At 66.2% G+C, this 18,713-nt stretch carries 11 protein-coding genes and 2 riboswitches; of the genes, 8 read left to right on the forward strand and 3 right to left on the reverse strand.

From position 1 onward, the window contains the following. Positions 1-154 precede the first annotated feature (154 nt). The 7 genes from L0U80_RS14890 (at position 155) to L0U80_RS14920 (ending at position 10,356) form a co-directional block, all read left to right on the forward strand. Entirely contained in the window at positions 155-526 is a 372-nt protein-coding gene (locus L0U80_RS14890) for a hypothetical protein (RefSeq protein WP_233865352.1), read from the forward strand. 193 nt (positions 527-719) lie between these two features. Further along, positions 720-830: riboswitch (glycine riboswitch) on the forward strand. A gap of 55 nt (positions 831-885) precedes the next feature. Continuing rightward, positions 886-1,025: riboswitch (glycine riboswitch) on the forward strand. Between the two features lie 78 nt (positions 1,026-1,103). Further along, entirely contained in the window at positions 1,104-2,222 is a 1,119-nt protein-coding gene (gcvT, locus tag L0U80_RS14895) for a glycine cleavage system aminomethyltransferase GcvT (protein ID WP_233865353.1), read from the forward strand. A gap of 87 nt (positions 2,223-2,309) precedes the next feature. Continuing rightward, a complete protein-coding gene (gene gcvH / locus L0U80_RS14900; protein WP_233865355.1) occupies positions 2,310-2,690 on the forward strand; it encodes a glycine cleavage system protein GcvH in 381 nt (126 codons plus the stop codon). Between the two features lie 109 nt (positions 2,691-2,799). Continuing rightward, positions 2,800-5,763 carry an aminomethyl-transferring glycine dehydrogenase gene (gcvP, locus tag L0U80_RS14905; RefSeq protein WP_233865357.1) on the forward strand — a complete coding sequence of 988 codons (2,964 nt, stop codon included), beginning with the start codon at positions 2,800-2,802 and terminating at the stop codon, positions 5,761-5,763. Positions 5,764-6,111: 348 nt separating this feature from the next. Then, the gene (locus L0U80_RS14910; protein ID WP_233865983.1) at positions 6,112-7,113 is read left to right on the forward strand and encodes an alginate lyase family protein; all 1,002 of its coding nucleotides are present in this window, start codon (positions 6,112-6,114) and stop codon (positions 7,111-7,113) included. 84 nt (positions 7,114-7,197) lie between these two features. After that, positions 7,198-8,586, forward strand: coding sequence for an L-serine ammonia-lyase (locus L0U80_RS14915; RefSeq protein ID WP_233865366.1), 1,389 nt, complete (start codon positions 7,198-7,200; stop codon positions 8,584-8,586). A 57-nt stretch (positions 8,587-8,643) separates the two neighbouring features. Beyond that, complete coding sequence (locus L0U80_RS14920) at positions 8,644-10,356, forward strand: thiamine pyrophosphate-binding protein (RefSeq protein ID WP_233865367.1); 1,713 nt, start codon at positions 8,644-8,646, stop codon at positions 10,354-10,356. 170 nt (positions 10,357-10,526) lie between these two features. Here the strand turns inward: L0U80_RS14920 and L0U80_RS14925 are convergent, their stop codons facing one another. After that, positions 10,527-11,675, reverse strand: coding sequence for a branched-chain amino acid ABC transporter substrate-binding protein (locus L0U80_RS14925; protein WP_233865368.1), 1,149 nt, complete (start codon positions 11,673-11,675; stop codon positions 10,527-10,529). A 91-nt stretch (positions 11,676-11,766) separates the two neighbouring features. Next, on the reverse strand, positions 11,767-15,732 hold the full coding sequence (gene putA, locus L0U80_RS14930; protein WP_233865374.1) for a trifunctional transcriptional regulator/proline dehydrogenase/L-glutamate gamma-semialdehyde dehydrogenase: 3,966 nt from the start codon (positions 15,730-15,732) through the stop codon (positions 11,767-11,769). A gap of 289 nt (positions 15,733-16,021) precedes the next feature. On the opposite strand from putA, the gene L0U80_RS31515 reads away from it, so the two are divergent. Then, positions 16,022-16,147, forward strand: a complete 126-nt coding sequence (locus tag L0U80_RS31515) for a hypothetical protein (RefSeq protein WP_267954701.1) — start codon at positions 16,022-16,024, stop codon at positions 16,145-16,147. Between the two features lie 55 nt (positions 16,148-16,202). Here the strand turns inward: L0U80_RS31515 and L0U80_RS14935 are convergent, their stop codons facing one another. Next, positions 16,203-18,455, reverse strand: coding sequence for a primosomal protein N' (locus L0U80_RS14935; RefSeq protein ID WP_233865376.1), 2,253 nt, complete (start codon positions 18,453-18,455; stop codon positions 16,203-16,205). Positions 18,456-18,713: the final 258 nt, after the last annotated feature.

Below are 18,713 nucleotides of genomic sequence, written 5' to 3' on the forward strand. Positions count from 1 at the left end.
TTTCCGGCCCCCTGGCGGCGCAACAGAACCAGCTAAGGAAACATACGAACGGTTACCGGAGCATTTGCATGGTCGGTCATCGTGCGGCGAGCGCAACACGTTGTGCGCTAAGACCACGCCGCAAAGAGCGACAACGACCAAAAAGGAGTCTCACATGTCCCGCATCCTGCGCACGCTAGCAGCCAGCATGCTCATCTCGACGCTGGCCGCGTGCGTCATCACGCGGCCACCGCCCCCGCCGCGCCCCGCTGCCGGTCCTGCTGCCGGCCCGAATCCGCACGACGCCGCTGTCGACCGCCTGCGTCAGGTGGATGGCCGCATCGACACCCTGGGCCGCCGACTCGACACGCGCGTGAGCCAGGGCTACTACCCGCTGCCGCAGGGTAACGCGCTGCATCACCGTCTCGACGAAATCCGCAACGAAGCGCACGACATGGCTCGCCAGCACGGCGGCGGTATCTCGCCCGACGAGCAGCGCGTGCTGAACGAGGAACTCGACACCGCCGCGCGCGCGATCGGCGAGTAATGCCCGTGACGCACTTTCTGTGCGTCACAAATTGGCGAGCGATCATCGACGACCCGGCTCTCACGGCAAATTCTTCGCAGCGCGAGCGCACCACCCGCTTATCCACGCTCGCCGTCGCAACCGGCGAGCGCCGTCTGCTCCCGCCCCGAAAATATTCCGCATTGACACGTCCCGTGCGCGTCAACGACAATCGCTGCGCGCGCCGGGAGAGCGTGCCGATTGCACCGTGACTCTATTCACGACGCAACCGGCGCCGCCGAAGGGGCAACCCACAAACTCTCAGGCAAAAGGACCGTGCGCGCCGGACCGCCTGTCTGCAAGCCTGTGCGCGAGACGCACGGCAAACGGACAGGCACCAGGGTCCGCACTCTGGAGAGCGGCAGCAGAACAGCGGCAAGACAGGCCGTGTTCAGACTGCCCACCGAAGGGGCGCGCGCCGCCAGCACTGCACACCGCAGCGCGGCGCAATCTCTCAGGTACCGAGGACAGAGGGGCCATGCACGAAACGTCCACAGGCACAGCGCCTGCGGCGGCTCATGCATGGCCCTTTTCGTTTCCGAACGTGCCGAGACCGCCCATGACCGAACTGAAACACACCCCGCTCCACGCCACGCACCGCGCGCTCAATGCCCGTATGGTTGATTTCGGCGGCTGGGACATGCCCGTCAACTACGGCTCGCAGATCGACGAGCACCACGCCGTGCGCACCGATGCCGGCATGTTCGACGTCTCGCATATGTGCGTCGTCGATTTCGCGGGCCCGAAGGCGCGTGAGTTCTTCTCGCATGCGCTCGCCAACAACGTCGCGAAACTCACCACGGCGGGCCGCGCGCTCTACTCGTGCATGCTGAACCCGCAGGGCGGCGTGATCGACGACCTCATCGTCTACTTCTTCGCCGACGATCAATTCCGCACCGTCGTCAACGCGGGCACCGCCGAAAAAGACATCGCCTGGTTCGAGAAGCTCAACGCCGAAGGCGGCTTTGGCCTCACGATCACGCCGCGCCGCGATCTGGCGATCGTCGCCGTGCAGGGCCCGAATGCGCGCGACAAAGTCTGGCAGGTCGCGCCTTCTACGCGCACCGCCACCGAAACCCTCAAGCCCTTCAACGCCGCGAAGATCGAAGCGTCGCCGTTCGGCGAAATGATGATCGCGCGCACCGGCTACACCGGCGAGGACGGCTTCGAAGTCGTGCTGCCGGCCGTCGCCGTCTGCGAGTTCTGGGACGCGCTTGTCAGCCAGGGCGTGAAGCCCTGCGGCCTCGGCGCACGCGACACGCTGCGCCTGGAAGCGGGCATGAACCTCTACGGCCAGGACATGGACGACAACGTCTCGCCGCTCGACGCGGGCCTCGCGTGGACCGTCGACATGAAAGAGCCGCGCGACTTCGTCGGCCGTGCCGTGCTCGAAGCGAACGGCGCACGCATGGCGTTCGTCGGCCTCATCCTGCAGAAGGAAAACGGCAAGGCCGGCGGCGTGCTGCGCGCACACCAGAAAGTCGTCACGCCGCAAGGCGAAGGCGAGATCACGAGCGGCACCTTCTCGCCGACGATGCAGGAATCCATCGCCTTCGCGCGCGTGCCCCAGGGCGTGCAGCCGGGCGACGTCGTGCAGGTGCTGATCCGCGACAAGGCGCTTCCCGCAAGCGTGGTAAAACTGCCGTTCGTGCGCAACGGTAAGGTGCTCGTCGCCTGATCCGTGCGCTTTGCGTTCCGCGCACGCCCCCTCTTTTCAAGCTTTAACTAGTTAGCAAACACTGCGAACCACGCACTGGAGCATCCAATGAGCATCCCGGCCGATCTGAAATACACCGAATCGCACGAATGGGTCCGCACCGAAGCCGACGGCACGCTGACCGTCGGTATCACTGACCACGCGCAAGAAGCACTCGGCGACATCGTGTTCCTCGAACTGCCCGCAGCAGGCCGCACTGTCGCCGCGGGCGACGCAGTCGCGGTGATCGAGTCGGTCAAGGCCGCCTCGGACATCTACGCGCCGGTCGCAGGCGAGATCATCGAATCGAACAGCGCACTCGCCGACACGCCCGATCAGGTAAACGGCGCGCCGTACGACTCGTGGCTCTTCAAGATCAAGCCGGCCGCGGGCGCTTCGCTCGACAAGCTGATCGACGCCGCCGGCTACGAAAAAGCCATCGGCGCTTAAACCTCACCGCTCAAGACGCGGCGGCCCGAGCCCGGCTACCGCGTCTGGCTGTGCATGGGACCAGAGTACGGGCTTTCGCCCTGACTCTGGTCGACACAGGACACACCCCATGAAGCTCGAACACCCGGATCGTCTGATGAACACCTCTTACTCGCTAGCTGCGCTTGAAGCGCACGACGCCTTCGCTGGCCGCCACATCGGCCCCGACACGGCCGACCAGCAGGCGATGCTCGACACGCTCGGCTTCGCCTCGCGCGCTGCGCTTATCGATGCGGTGATTCCCGCGAAGATCCGCCGCAAGGAAACGCTGCCGCTCGGCCCCTTCGCGCTGCCGCGCACGGAAGCCGAAGCGCTCGCGGGCCTGCGCGCGATCGCGGACAAGAACGAGGTGTTCCGCTCATACATCGGGCAGGGCTACTACGACACGCACACGCCAGCGGTCATCCTGCGCAACGTGCTGGAGAACCCGGCGTGGTACACCGCGTACACGCCGTACCAGCCGGAAATCTCGCAGGGCCGCCTTGAAGCGCTGCTGAACTTCCAGCAGATGATCACCGACCTCACGGGTCTCGCGATCTCGAACGCTTCGCTGCTCGACGAAGCCACCGCCGCCGCCGAAGCGATGACGCTCGTGCAGCGCACCGGCAAGTCGAAGTCGAATGTGTTCTTCGTCGCCGACGACGTGCTGCCGCAAACGCTCGAAGTCGTGAAGACGCGCGCGAAGCCGATCGGCATCGAGGTGAAGGTCGGTCCGGTTTCTGAAGCCGCACAGGCGGGCGCCTTCGGCGTGCTGCTGCAATATCCGGGCACCAACGGCGACGTGCGCGATTACCGCGAACTCGCTAATGCTGTCCACGCGACGGGTGGCGCGGTCATCGCCGCCGCCGACCTGCTCGCGCTCACGGTGCTCACGCCGCCCGGCGAATGGGGCGCGGACGTGGCCCTCGGCAACTCGCAGCGCTTCGGCGTACCGATGGGCTTCGGCGGCCCGCACGCAGCCTACCTCGCCGTGCGCGACGAATTCAAGCGGCAGATGCCGGGCCGTCTCGTCGGCGTGACCGTCGATGCGCAAGGCAACCCCGCACTGCGTCTCGCGCTGCAAACGCGCGAACAGCACATCCGCCGCGAGAAGGCGACGTCGAACGTCTGCACGGCGCAGGCGCTGCTCGCGATCATGGCGAGCATGTACGCCGTCTATCACGGCCCGCACGGACTCAAGACGATCGCGCAACGCGTGAACCGCATCGCGGCGATCCTCGCGGCAGGCGCGCAGCAACTCGGCTACACGCGCATCAACGGCACCTTCTTCGACACGCTCACGTTCGAAACCGGCCCGCGTACGCAGGCGCTCATCGACGCGGCGCTCGCACGCGGCATGAACTTCCGCCACGTGAGCGAAACGCGCGTGGGTGTGTCCGTCGACGAAACGACCACGCGTGCCGATCTCGCCGACCTGCTCTCCGTGTTCGCGCAAGCCGCGTTCGCGGGCGAAACGCCGTCGGTCGATGCACTCGACGCTGCGCTCGTTAAGTCCAACGCGGCCACGTTCCCGGCGACGCTCGTGCGCGAAAGCGCGTACCTCACGCATCCGGTGTTCAACCGCCACCATTCGGAAACGGAAATGCTGCGTTATCTGCGCAGCCTCTCCGACAAGGATCTCGCGCTCGACCGTTCGATGATCCCGCTCGGCTCGTGCACGATGAAGCTCAACGCGACGTCGGAAATGCTGCCGGTCACGTGGCCCGAGTTCGGCCGCATTCACCCGTTCGCGCCCTCCGAACAGACCGTCGGCTATCGCGAGATGGTCGATCAGCTCGAACAGATGCTCGTGGCCGCGACCGGTTACGCCGCTGTTTCACTGCAGCCGAACGCGGGCTCGCAGGGCGAGTACGCAGGTCTGCTCATCATTCACGCGTACCATGCCTCGCGCGGTGAAGGGCATCGCAACGTCTGCCTGATTCCGGCATCGGCGCACGGCACGAACCCGGCGTCGGCGCAGATGGCGGGCATGCAGGTCGTCGTCGTAGCTTGCGACGCCCAAGGCAACATCGATATCGCCGACCTCAAGGCCAAGGCCGAACAACACGCGGCCACGCTCGCCGCGATCATGATCACGTATCCGTCGACGCACGGCGTGTTCGAAGAGAACGTGCGCGAAGTCTGCGAGATCGTGCACGCGCACGGCGGCCAGGTCTATGTGGACGGCGCGAACATGAACGCGATGGTCGGCCTCGCGGCCCCGGGCCAGTTCGGCGGCGACGTCTCGCACCTGAACCTGCACAAGACCTTCTGCATTCCGCACGGCGGCGGCGGACCGGGCGTCGGTCCGGTCGCGGTCGGCGCGCATCTCGCGCAGTTCCTGCCGAACCAGTTGTCGAGCGGCTACAAGCGCGACGACAACGGCATCGGTGCAGTGAGCGCGGCGGCTTATGGCTCGGCGTCGATCCTGCCGATCTCGTGGATGTACATCGCCATGATGGGCGCGGCCAACCTCACCGCCGCCACCGAAGCCGCGATCCTCAACGCGAACTACGTCGCGAAGAAACTCGCGCCGCACTTCCCGGTGCTCTACAGCGGCCCCGGCGGGCTCGTCGCGCACGAGTGCATTCTCGACCTGCGCCCGATCAAGGACGCAAGCGGCATCACCGTGGACGACGTCGCCAAGCGCCTGATGGACTACGGCTTCCACGCACCGACGATGAGCTTCCCGGTACCGGGCACGTTGATGGTCGAGCCGACCGAATCGGAATCGAAGGATGAACTCGACCGCTTCATCGACGCGATGATCGCGATCCGCGAGGAAATCCGCGCCGTGGAAGAAGGCCGTGCCGACAAGGAAGACAACCCGCTGAAGCACGCGCCGCACACGGCAGCCGTGGTCGTCGCGGACGACTGGAAGCACGCGTACTCGCGCGAACAGGCCGCGTACCCGGTGCGCTCGCTCGTGGCGCAGAAGTACTGGCCGCCGGTTGGCCGTGCCGATAACGCTTATGGCGACCGCAATCTGTTCTGCTCGTGCGTGCCGATCGCGGAATACGACGACGCACACGCTGCAGAGGCGCAGCAGGGCTGACGCGGCGCCCTGCACGCCGCCGCGCGCCGACTGAAGTTGGCGCGCGGCGTCAAACATCACGCCTCACATTTGCCGTCGCAAACCGCTAACATCACACACCTGTCAGCCTTGAATCAGGGAGCCTGCATGGCGCGGAAGGTGCGAACGGTCTCAACCCGGGCGTCGACCCGGCAGGCGCGCGGCGGCGCGCGCTCCCCGGATGCGGTCAATCGGGCCTGTGCGCCCGGTGCCGACCGGCCGGAAAAACGCGTCGCGACGCATCCTCACGCGAAACCCATTGCGAAATTCGCCCGCGCGCTGGCCACGACCTGCGCCGCGCTTGCCTTGTCGAGCGCAGCACACGCGGCGATGAACTTCTGCGCGGCGCCCGGCTTGCAGACGAGCGAGCGCACCAACGCGGACCCGGGCGTGAAGGCACTCGTCGCGCAAGTCGAGTCGCGCATCTTCGACACGCCGCACCCGCTTGCCACGCTTCACACCGAAGGCACGCTGCCGCACGAGGGCATCTACGACCAGAGCGTCGAGGCCGCGAAGGAACTCGACCTCATGCGCGACGCCGCGCTCGCGTGGCGAGCAACGAGCGACGAGCGGTTTCTGAAGCTCGTCGACCGCTTCCTCGCGGCGTGGGTCGCCACGTATCAGCCGAGCTTCAATCCGATCGACGAAACGCGCTTCGAAGGACTGATCCTCGCCTACGACATGACCGCGAGCGCGCTGCCCGTGAAGACGCGCAACGCGACCATGGCGTTCCTGAACCGCTTCGCGAGCGGCTACATCGCCCAGGTGGAGGCGCAGCCGCGGCCGCTCAAGGGTACCTTCGCCAACAACTGGCAGAGTCACCGCGTGAAGCTGATCGCGATGATCGCGTTCACGCTCGACAACCGGAAGATGATCGCGACGGCGCAGAGCCTCTTCGTCGAGCATATCGGCGATAACGTCGCGCCCGATGGTTCGACGCTCGATTTCACCGAACGCGATGCGCTGCACTATGTGGCATTCGATTTGCAGCCACTGGTGACGGCGGCACTCGCTGCGCGCCGCCACAACCGCAACTGGCTCACCGAGCGCGCGACGAACGGCGCAACGCTCGCGAAGGCGCTCGACTGGCTCACGCCTTATGCGACGGGCGAAAAGACCCACGAAGAGTTCGTGCGCTCGACGGTACCTTTCGACGTGCGGCGTCGCGAAGCGGGCTTGCCCGGTTTCACCGGCGCATGGGACCCGAAAAACGCCGCCGAGCTTTTCCACCTGGCCGCCCGACTGGACGGCCGCTTTTTACCGGTCGCGCTCAAGCTTGCGCCGACCCCGCCCGCGTGGCTCGCCGTGTGCCTGCCGCTACCCGCGCGCTAGCAGCGCGGGAGCGACCAGGCAGGCACGGCGAATAAGCGCGATCATTGCAACAGACGTCAGTTTTTCGTAGCAGGAGCAGTACCGATGGCAGTCAGCGTTTTCGATCTCTTCAAAATCGGCATTGGACCCTCCAGCTCGCACACAGTCGGGCCGATGCGCGCCGCGCTGATGTTCGCCGAGGGCCTCGACCGTGACGGCCTGCTCGCCGCCACGGCGACAGTCAAAGTCGAGCTGTATGGCTCGCTCGGCGCGACCGGCAAAGGCCACGGCACCGACCGCGGCGTGATGCTCGGCCTGATGGGCGACGCGCCCGACACCGTGAACCCCGACACCATCGCAGCGCGCCTCGAAGCCGTGCGCGCATCGCGCGTCCTCGCGCTGCTCGGCCGTCACGAGATTCCATTCGTGCTGAAGGAGCACATCGCGTTCTATCGCCAGGCGCTGCCCGAGCACCCGAACGGCATGAAGCTGTACGCGTTCGATGCCAACGGCGCCACGCTGCGCGAGAGCACGTATCTCTCCGTGGGCGGCGGCTTCGTCGTGACAGCCGGCGCGCCGAACACGAAGGTGCTGGGCGCCGCCGCTCAGATGCCGCATCCGTTCCGCACCGGTGCCGAAATGCTCGCGCTGTGCAACTCGACGGGCAAGAGCATCGCTCAGTTGATGCTCGAAAACGAACGCGTCTGGCACAGCGATGACGCCATCCGCAGCGGCCTCCTGCGCATCTGGGACGTGATGCAGTCGTGTGTCGCGCGCGGCTGCGGGATCGGCAATCCAGACGCCGACGGCACGCTGCCCGGTCCCTTGAAGGTCAAGCGTCGCGCTCCGGAGTTGTATCGCGCGCTCACCGGCAACCCCGAGCGTTCGCTGCAGGACCCGCTCTCGATGATCGACTGGATCAACCTCTACGCGATCGCCGTCAACGAAGAAAACGCCGCGGGCAGCCGCGTCGTCACCGCGCCGACCAATGGCGCCGCCGGCATCATCCCCGCCGTGCTCCACTACTACGTGCGCTTCACGCCTGGCGCGAGTGATGACGGCGTGATCGACTTCCTGCTCACTGCCGCCGCGATCGGCATTCTCTACAAGCTCAACGCGTCGATCTCGGGCGCCGAAGTGGGCTGCCAGGGCGAAGTGGGCGTCGCGTGCTCGATGGCGGCGGGCGCGCTTGCCGCCGTGCTCGGCGGCAGCCCGCAGCAAGTCGAGAACGCCGCCGAGATCGGCATGGAGCACAACCTCGGGCTCACCTGCGACCCCGTCGGCGGCATGGTTCAGATTCCGTGCATCGAGCGCAATGCGATGGCATCCGTGAAGGCCGTGAACGCCGCACGTATGGCGCTGCGCGGCAACGGCGCGCATTACGTCTCGCTCGACTCGGTCATCAAGACCATGCGCGAGACCGGCGCCGACATGAAAACGAAGTACAAGGAGACGTCGCGCGGCGGCCTCGCGGTGAATATCGTCGAGTGCTGACGCGAAGCGCGCGTCGTCCTGTTCGTTCGAATGCATAACTGGAGGAGACATAGAAACATGACCGCGATGACACCGCCGACCGATTCACCGACCACCACAGGCGCACGCCTTCTCGTCGATGCGCTGAACGCGAACGGCGTGACGCGCGTGTTCTGCGTGCCGGGCGAGAGCTACCTCGCGGTGCTCGACGCGCTTCACGATGTCACGGACCGCATCGAGACGATCGTTTGCCGCCACGAAGCGGCAGCGGCCAACATGGCCGAAGCGGTCGGCAAACTCACCAGCAAGCCCGGCATCGCGCTCGTCACGCGCGGGCCGGGCGCGACGCATGCGTCGATCGGCGTGCACACGGCGTTCCAGGATTCGTCGCCGATGATCCTGCTGATCGGGCAGGTCGCGCGCGATCAGATGGACCGTGAGGCTTTCCAGGAGATCGATTACCGCCGCATGTTCGGGCAAATGGCGAAGTGGGTCGCGCAGATCGACGACGCCCGTCGCGTGCCCGAGTACCTGAGCCACGCGTTCCACATCGCGACGTCGGGGCGTCCTGGACCCGTCGTGCTCGCGCTGCCCGAGGACATGCTGAGCAATCCGTTTCCAGCCGCCGATGCGCAGGCCGTCGCCCCCGCCGCGCAGCGCGTGCAGGCCTCGCCGTCCGCCACGCAGATCGAGCAGTTGCGCACGCTGCTCGCTAACGCGAAAAAGCCGTTCGTGCTCGTGGGCGGTCACGGCTGGACGAGCGCCGCCTGCGCTGACCTGCAGCGTTTCGTCGAACGCTGGCGTCTGCCCATCGGGCTCGCGTTCCGCTTCCAGGACACACTGAACAACGATCACCCGAACTACGCAGGCGATGTGGGCCTCGGCGTGAATCCGGCGCTTGGAGCAAGCATCCGCGATGCCGATGTGCTGCTCGCGCTCGGACCGCGCCTCGGCGAAGCAACGACGGGCGGCTACGCACTCCTCGACATCCCGAAGACGAAGCAGACGCTGATCCACGTCCATCAGGGCACGGAAGAACTCGGACGCGTGTATGCCGCCGATCTGCCGATCGTCTCGGGCCTGCCCGAAATCGCGTCGATGCTCGCGGCGCTCGAAGCGCCCACCACGTGCGCGTGGGATGGCTCGGCCGAAGAAGCGCATCGCGCGTATCTCGCATGGCGCGAGCCGCGTCCCATGCCCGGCGATGTTCAGTTGGGCGAAGTAATTCAGCAGTTGCGCGCACGCCTGCCCGACGATGCCATCGTCACGAACGGCGCGGGCAACTACGCGACATGGCTTCATCGTCATTTCGCGTATCGGCATTTCCGCTCGCAGCTTGCGCCCACCAGCGGCGCGATGGGCTACGGCGTGCCGGCCGCGATCGCCGCGAAGTCGCTCTATCCGGAACGCACCGTGGTCGCGCTCGCGGGCGATGGGTGTTTCATGATGTCGGCACCGGAGATCGCCACGGCGATGCAGTACGGGCTCGCCGTCGTATTCATCGTCGTGAACAACGAACACTACGGCACGATCCGCATGCATCAGGAACGCCACTACCCGGGGCGCGTCCATGGCACGCAGTTGACGAATCCGGATTTCGCGGCGTTCGCGCATGCGTTCGGGGCGCATGGCGAAGTCGTCGAATCCACCGCGGCGTTCCTGCCGGCACTCGATCGCGCGCTAGAAGCAGGACGGCCTGCGGTGATCGAAATCCGCATCCCGAAGGACGCGAGCACGCCCGCCGCAACGCTCACGCAGATTCGCGACGCGGCGCTCAAGTCGGGCGCGTAAGCGCGTTTAAGCGCGACAACGAAGCGGCGGCGAAGGACGCGCCGCTGCGTCCGCCTCCGCAAAAGAAAAAGCCCTGCAGGAAAGTCTTCCTGCAGGGCTTTGCACATCTGACTTGGCGGCGCGCGGCAGCGGACATCACGTCCGCCGCTCACCTCACGCCGCAAGGCGCATTACTTGCCGCCCACGCTTTGCAGCGTCGTCCACTTGCCGTCGACAACCTTGTACAGCGTGATGCCGCCGTTCTTCAGGTCGCCACGCTCGTCATACGCGAGAGCCTTCGACGTCACAGCCGGCATGTTGGTCTTCGCGAGGTACGACAGGTACTTCGCCGGATCCGTCGAGTTCGCCGCCTTCATCGCTGCGAACATCGCCATCGCGCCGTCGTACGCATACGGCGAGTACGTCTGGACGTCTTCACCGAAGCGCTGCTTGTACTTGGCCACGTAGTCCTTGCCGCCAGGCATTTCTTCCAGCGGCAGGCCCGCCAGCGATGCCACCGTGCCGTTCGCCGCGTCACCTGCGATCTGCAGGAACGTCGGCGTGTGGACCATTTCGCCGCCCATCAGCGGAGCCTTGATGCCGAGCGACTTCATCTGCTTGACCATCGGGCCAGCTTGCGAATCCGCGCCGCCGTAGTAAATGAGGTCCGGATTCTGCGCCTTCAGCTTGGTCAGGATCGACTTGAAGTCCACGGCCTTGTCGTTCGTGTATTCGCGATCGATGATCGTGCCGCCTGCTGCCTTCGCGGCCTTCGCGAACTGGTCGGCGAGACCCTGGCCGTAGGCCGTGCGATCGTCAACCACGGCAATCTTCTTCATGCCGAGCGACTTCACTGCGAACGTGCCGGCCACCGAACCTTGCTGCGTGTCCGAGGTCATCATGCGGAACGTCGTCTTGAAGCCTTGCTGCGTGTACTCCGGCGCCGTCGCCATGGCGATCTGCGGGATGCCAGCGTTCGAGTAGATGCGCGATGCCGGGATGGTCGTACCCGAATTGAAGTGGCCGAGCATGCCCTTGATGCCGTCGTCCACCAGCTTCTGCGCGACGGTCGTGCCCGTGCGCGGGTCGGCCTGGTCGTCCTGCGCGTCGAGGACGAAGCGAACCTGCTTGCCGCCGATCGTCGGCTTGGTTGCGTTCTCCTGCTCGACGGCAAGCGTGATGCCGTTCTGGAAGTCCTTGCCGTAGTGCGCTTGCGCGCCCGTCATCGGACCGGCAAAACCGATCTTCACTTCCTCCACTTGCTGCGCGTGTGCGGTCCCCGCCAGCGACATGGCGGCAACGATCGTTGCGCCTGCCAGCTGCTTCATCGTGTGTTGCATGGCTTCTCCTAGTTCCCAGGTGATTGGAGCGGCTTCGGCGCGTAGCTTTGCCGCTTCGTTGTCAAGAGACGACCGACAGTATGGCTGTTGCTTAGCCAATCGTCATCAAGTTAGCGTTACCGCCCGCGGCGGCTGTGTTCACGCTCACCGAACGCTCCGTGAGGAGACGTTCGAGTGCGTAATCTTCATCGCCGTTCGCGAGCGCATGGGCCGCGACGCCCTGCACCGATACGATCGGCCCCGGACGCTTCGCCACTTCCTTCACGAGCGCGAGCAGTTCGTCGCTGTCGCCTTCGAAGAGCACCGCGTCGTATTGCGACGAATCGCCGCCCTTATGCATCGTCGCGTGCGCCTTCAGCGACGCCGGCAACGCGTTCACAAGGGCTTCGCCCGCCGCGCCAGAAAAGAGTGCGCGATTGCCCGTCGCGAGTGCGGCGGCGAACTGCGCGCGAGCGCCGGTCGCCGTCGACGGCACACACAGCACCGTGCCGCGCGCCGAGAGCGTATAGGTGTTGCGTTCGCCCGTCGGGCCCGGCAGCACGGCCGTTGCGCCCGCGAGCACGTACTCGAGGTAGCCGTCGCAGCGGGCCGCGAGGGCCGGATCGCGTTCGGCGATCAGCCAGTCGCGCAGCGTCGTGAGAGCGGCTTGCGCCGAAAGCGGTGCCGACTGCGGACGCTCCGTGTTCTCACCCTGCGGCGCGTCGACCACCAGCGCGTTCGAAAGCGACTTCGGCAAACCGGAAGGACGCTTCGCCAGCAGGCGCGACAGATACAGCGCGCCGCCTGCCTTCGGACCCGTGCCCGAGAGCCCTTCGCCGCCGAACGGCTGCACGCCCACCACCGCGCCGACCACGTTGCGGTTCACGTAGATGTTGCCCACGTGCGCGCGGCCGACCACATGCGCGATGGTCTCGTCGATACGCGTGTGAATACCGAGCGTGAGACCGTAGCCGGTCGAACGGATCTGTTCGAGCAGTTTGTCGAGCTGGCTGCGGCGATAGCGGATCACGTGCAGAACCGGGCCGAATACTTCGCGCTTGAGCTCGTCGATGCTGTCCAGTTCGATGAGCGTCGGCGGCACGAACGTACCCTGAACCGAGCCTTCCGGCATCGCCAGTTGCACGACGTTGCGACCCTTTTCGCGCATCGTCGCGACGTGCGCATCGATGCCGCGCTTCGCGTCGACGTCGATCACAGGGCCGACGTCGGTCGAAAGACGATCAGGATTGCCGATCGCCAGTTCCTTCATCGCGCCCGAGAGCATTTCGAGCGTGCGCTCCGCCACGTCCTCTTGCAGACACAGCACACGCAGCGCCGAGCAGCGCTGGCCCGCCGAATCGAATGCCGATTGCAGCACGTCCGCGACAACCTGCTCCGCGAGCGCCGACGAATCGACGATCATCGCGTTCTGGCCGCCAGTTTCGGCGATCAGCGGAATCGGACGGCCTTCGGCATCGAGGCGCTCCGAAAGCGTCTTGTTGATGAGGCGCGCGACTTCGGTCGAACCGGTGAACATCACGGCGCGCGTGCGCGGGTCGGCGACGAGCGCCGCGCCCACGGTTTCGCCGTCGCCCGGCAGCAGTTGCACGGCGCCGGCCGGCACGCCCGCTTCGCGCAGGATGCGCACGGCCTGGGCCGCGATCAGCGGCGTTTGCTCAGCGGGCTTCGCGAGCACGGTGTTGCCCGCGGCGAGCGCGGCGGCCACCTGGCCCATGAAGATCGCGAGCGGGAAATTCCACGGGCTGATACAGACCACGGGGCCGAGCGGACGATGCGTGTCGTTCGAGAATTCCTCGCGGATCTGCGCCGAGTAGTAACGCAGGAAGTCGATCGCTTCACGGATCTCGGCGACGGCGTTCGGCAACGACTTGCCCGCCTCGCGCACGATCAGCCCCATCAGCGTGTGCATCTGCGCTTCGAGCAGGTCGGCGGCGCGTGCGAGGCAATCGGCGCGCGCGTCGACTGGCGTCGCCTGCCAGATCGGCGCGGCGGCTACGGCGTGCGCGAGCGCGGCGCTCACGTGTTCCGCTGACGCTTCGACCACGGTGCCCACGACATCGCGATGATCGGCCGGGTTACGCACGTCGCGCGCGACGCCGGACGCGATTGCATCCTGGTTGTCCTCGAGCATCGGCATGGCGCGCCACGGATGGTGCGCGCTCGCAAGCAGCGCCGACGAGAGCGACGCGAGACGATGTTCGTTCGAGAGGTCGAGGCCCATCGAATTGAGACGCTCGCTGCCGTAGAGATCGCGCGGCAGCGGAATCTTCGCGTGCGGCGCGCCGGTCGGGACGACCTTCGCGGCTTCGTCGATGGGGTTCGCGACCAGTTCGCTCACCGGCACCGTTTCGTCGGCGATGCGGTTGACGAACGACGTGTTGGCGCCGTTTTCGAGCAGACGCCGCACGAGGTACGCAAGCAGCGTCTCATGCGTGCCGACCGGCGCGTAGACGCGGCACGGGCGGTTGAGTTTGCCCGCTGCGAGCGGCCCAGTGACTTCTTCGTACAGCGGTTCGCCCATGCCGTGCAGGCACTGGAACTCGTACTGGCCGGGATAGTAGTTCTGCCCCGCGAGGTGATAGATCGCCGAGAGCGTGTACGCGTTGTGCGTCGCGAACTGCGGGTACACAGCGTCGGGTGCGCCGAGCAGCCGCTTCGCGCAGGCGAGGTACGAAACGTCGGTGTAGATCTTGCGCGTGTAGACCGGATAGCCTTCGAGGCCGTCGACCTGGGCGCGCTTGATTTCGGTATCCCAGTACGCGCCCTTCACGAGGCGGACCATGATGCGGTGACGGCTGCGGCGGGCGAGATCGACGATGTAGTCGATCACGAACGGGCAGCGCTTCTGGTACGCCTGCACCACGAAGCCGATACCGTTCCAGCCCTGCAGTTCCGGATCGAAGCACAGCGCTTCGAGCAGGTCGAGCGAGAGTTCGAGGCGATCGGCTTCTTCAGCGTCGATGTTCAGGCCGATGTCATAGCGGCGAGCGAGCACGGCGAGCGCACGCACGCGCGGCAGCAGTTCGCTCATCGTGCGCTCCTGCTGCGCGCGCGAATAACGCGCATGCAGTGCGGAGAGCTTGATCGAGATACCCGGGCCCTCGTAGATGCCGCGGCCACCGGCGGCCTTGCCGATCGCGTGGATCGCCTGCTCGTAGGAGGCGTAGTAGCGCAGCGCATCGGCTTCGGTCGTGGCCGCTTCGCCGAGCATGTCGTACGAGTAGCGGAAGCCGCGTGCTTCGAACTTGCGGCTGTTCGCGAGCGCTTCGGAAATGTTTTCGCCCGTGACGAACTGCTCGCCCATCAGGCGCATCGCCATGTCGACGCCCTTGCGGATCAGCGGCTCGCCGCCCTTGCCGATCATGCGCGTGAGCGCCGACGAAAGCCCCGTCTCGCTGTTCGTCGTGACGAGCTTGCCCGTGATCATCAGGCCCCACGTGGCGGCGTTCACGAACAACGAAGGCGCATGGCCGACGTGCGATTTCCAGTCGCCCTTGCTGATCTTGTCGCGAATCAGCGCGTCGCGCGTGGCGCGGTCGGGAATGCGCAGGAGCGCCTCGGCGAGGCACATCAGCGCAACACCTTCCTGGCTCGACAGCGAGAACTCGTGAATCAGCCCCTCGACGCCGCCGCCCGAACGCTTGGCGCGCAGCGTCTCGACGAGACGCGTCGCGAGCTTCGACACGTCGCCCGTCAGGTTCGTGGGCAGGCGCGCTTCGCCAATCAGGAACGGCACGCACTCCGGCTCGGGACGGCGGTACGCGGCCGTGATTGCCGCGCGCAACACCGACTGCGGTTGCACGTTTTGCGCGAATTCGAGGAACGGGTGCGACGCGGCTTCGTCCTCGGCTTCGGCGTTGGTGCCGTCCACGAGATCCGTGGCGCCCGCGTGGCCCGTCAGTTCAGGGGGCAACTGGCCATGCTCGATCTTTTCGAGATAAGCAAATATTGCCTGCTTGATGAGCCAATGCGGGGTGCGTTCGAGGCGTGCGGCGGCATCTTTCAGCCGGGAGCGGAGGAGGTCGTCGACTTTGACGCCAAGGGTGGTGCTGGCCATGATTCCTTCGTATGCCGGTCGACACGCACCGGCGAAAGACTAAAAGTTGGCCGAATCCTAACCTTTCAAATAAAAAGGTGCAACCACTCCGTCGAATTGGTTGCACCCCGAGAGAACCCTTATGGTGCGGGGATTTGCAGCCGATGCCCGTCAGCCGGGCTTGACGGGTTGCGCTCAGTATTTTCCCTGGCCAGGACTTATTCTGATCACCCTCAGTGAATCCACTTCCGCGCCGATATAGCTGGTATATCAAGATGAAACGATTGCGACAGCAATACGGGAGGGCGAAATGGAACAGTTCATCGTGGTGATCGGAATCTGGAGCATGTGCGCGATGTGTGCCGTGCTGTTCATACGCGGCGCGGCGGCGCCTGCGGTGCGGCGGGTGAAGCTTGTGGAAAGAGCGCACCGCTAGGCCATCGACTGCATGCGGCATCGCGCGGCGACGGCCTCGTCGCCCACGCGAAGCTCTAAATATCGAGCGGATCGACTTCGAGGTTCCAGCGCAGCACGCCGCGCAGCGCGCGCAGCGCCGGCTGCCACGCACGCAATGTGGCCTGCAGCGCCGCACGAGACTGGCTTTCCACGAGCAGTTGCGCACGGTGGACGTTCATCACCTTGACGATCGTCAGCGGCACTGCGTCGTAGACCGTCACCCGCTCGGCCGCAGGAATCGCCGTCAGGGCGTGTGCCGCCTGCGAGAGGAACTCGAGCGCCGCCTCCAGCGTGCGCCCCTCGGCGCGCAGCAGCGCCTGGTAGACGAACGGCGGCAGATGCGCGTCGCGGCGCTCCGCCAACTGCGCATTAGCAAACCCCACATAGTCATGGCGCGCCAGTGCGTGATAAAGCGCATGTCGTGGATAACGCGTCTGCACCAGCACCTCGCCGGGTAGTCCGGCGCGGCCCGCGCGGCCGCTTACCTGCATCAACTGGGCGAACAGCCGCTCGCTCGCGCGAAAGTCGTGCGAAAACAGCGCGTTGTCGGCGTTGAGCACGCCCACGAGCGACACGCGCTGGAAATCGTGACCTTTCGCGATCATCTGCGTGCCGACCAGAATATCGACGTCGCCCGCATGCACATCCGAGAACAACGCTTGCGCACTGCCCTTGCGGCGCGTGCTGTCGGCGTCGATGCGCAGCACGCGGGCGCCGGGCACCGCGCTCGCAAGCGCTTCCTCGATACGCTGCGTACCGCGTCCCATCGGGGCGATATCGACGTTGCCACACTCGGGGCACGAACGCGGGATGCGTGATTCCCAGCCGCAGTGGTGGCAGCGCAGCGCCCGCTCGGGCTTGTGCAGCACGACGTAGGCGCTGCAGCGAGGGCAGCCCGCCACCCAGCCACAGGCGTCGCACGCGAGCGTCGGCGCGTAGCCGCGCCGGTTCAGGAACACGAGACTTTGCTCGCCCCGCTCGAGGCGCGCCTTCATCGCGGCAACCAGCGGCCCCGACAGGCCCTCGAACGACGCACGGCCGCGCCGCCGCTCCTCTTCCAGATCGATCAGCCTGATCGCGGGCAGCACGGCGTCGGCGATGGCGCGACGCGAAAGCGTGAGGCGCGTGTAGCGGCCCTGCTCGGCCTGCCACCAGCTTTCGAGCGACGGCGTCGCCGAGCCGAGCACCACCGGGACGCCGAGTTGCTTCGCCCGCCACACAGCGAGATCGCGCGCGGAATAGCGCAGCCCTTCCTGCTGCTTGTAGGCGGGATCGTGCTCCTCGTCGACGACGATCATCGCGAGACGCGGCAGTGAAGCCAATACGGCCAGACGCGTGCCGAGCACGATGCGCGCGCGGCCCGTATGAGCCGCGAGCCAGTTGCGCGCACGCTCGCCTTCGGCGAGCCCGCTGTGGAGTGTGACGATCGCATCGTCGGGGAGCGTGGCCGCGAAGCGCGTGCGGAACGCCGCTTCGAACTGCGGCGTTAGATTGATTTCGGGAACGAGGACGAGCGCCTGGGCATCGGGCTCGCGTTCCAGCAGCGCGGCCAGCGCGCGCAGATAGACCTCCGTCTTGCCGCTGCCGGTCACGCCGTGCAGCAGGAACGGCGCGAAGCTGCGGGCGGCCTGGATCGCGTCGACGGCGGCGGTCTGCTCGTCGCTCAGCGTCGGGCCCTGCACGGTTTCTGCGCTTGCGCACTTCGCGGCCACGGACCCTGCGCCGAATTCGACTCGCTCGTATTCGACCCAACCCGCCTCGCGCCAGCTTTCCAGCGTGGGTGCGGCCTTTGGGTGCAGCGTTTTGGCGTCGGCGAGATCGAGTTCGCCGGTTTCCGCCAACGCCTCTGCCAGCCGGCGCAGTGCCTGCGCGCGCGCGGGCAACGCTTCTGGAAGCGCCTCACGGCCCGCCGGCAGCAGGCGGTAGCGCTCTTCGGGCGCGAGCAGCCGGCCCCATCGCGACGGGTCGCGCAGCGCCTGCGGCAGCGCGGGCAGCGCCACTTCGCCGAGGCCGCGCTGATAGTAGTCGGCAGCGAAAGCAGCAAGCTCGAGCCATTGCGCGGAAAGCGGCGGGCACGCAGCGCAGACGGCGCTCACGTCGCGAAGCTTGGCGGCGGGAACGTCGCTGTGCGAATCCACTTCGCATACGAGTCCCACCACGTCGCGCCGCCCGAACGGCACGCGCACCAGCATGCCGGGCTGCGGGGCGGGCGCGCTGGCCGGGTAGCGATAGTCGTATAGCGCCGGCAGCGGGTGGTCTAGCGCGACGCGCACGAATCCCGCCGTCAAGGGTATCTCCTGGTCCGTGTCTGTGTCCTGGCGCACACACTCACCAACTTAAAGTAAAGCTTTATATTTCGCGCTAAGTTTTGGATTCCGCAGAACAATCGAGCACCCGATCCTGCCCCTGTGGATAACTTTGTTGAGAACTCGCAAGCCACCGGGCGCACGCGCCGCCGCACCGCCGTTGTGTTGGACGGCGCACAAAACGCCATGGAGCGCCGAAAGCCTTGCCTGTCAAGGGCCCGATTGATCGTTAGCGGACAT

The organism is Paraburkholderia adhaesiva, assembly GCF_021390575.1.
In the GTDB taxonomy this organism is placed as follows: domain Bacteria; phylum Pseudomonadota; class Gammaproteobacteria; order Burkholderiales; family Burkholderiaceae; genus Paraburkholderia; species Paraburkholderia adhaesiva.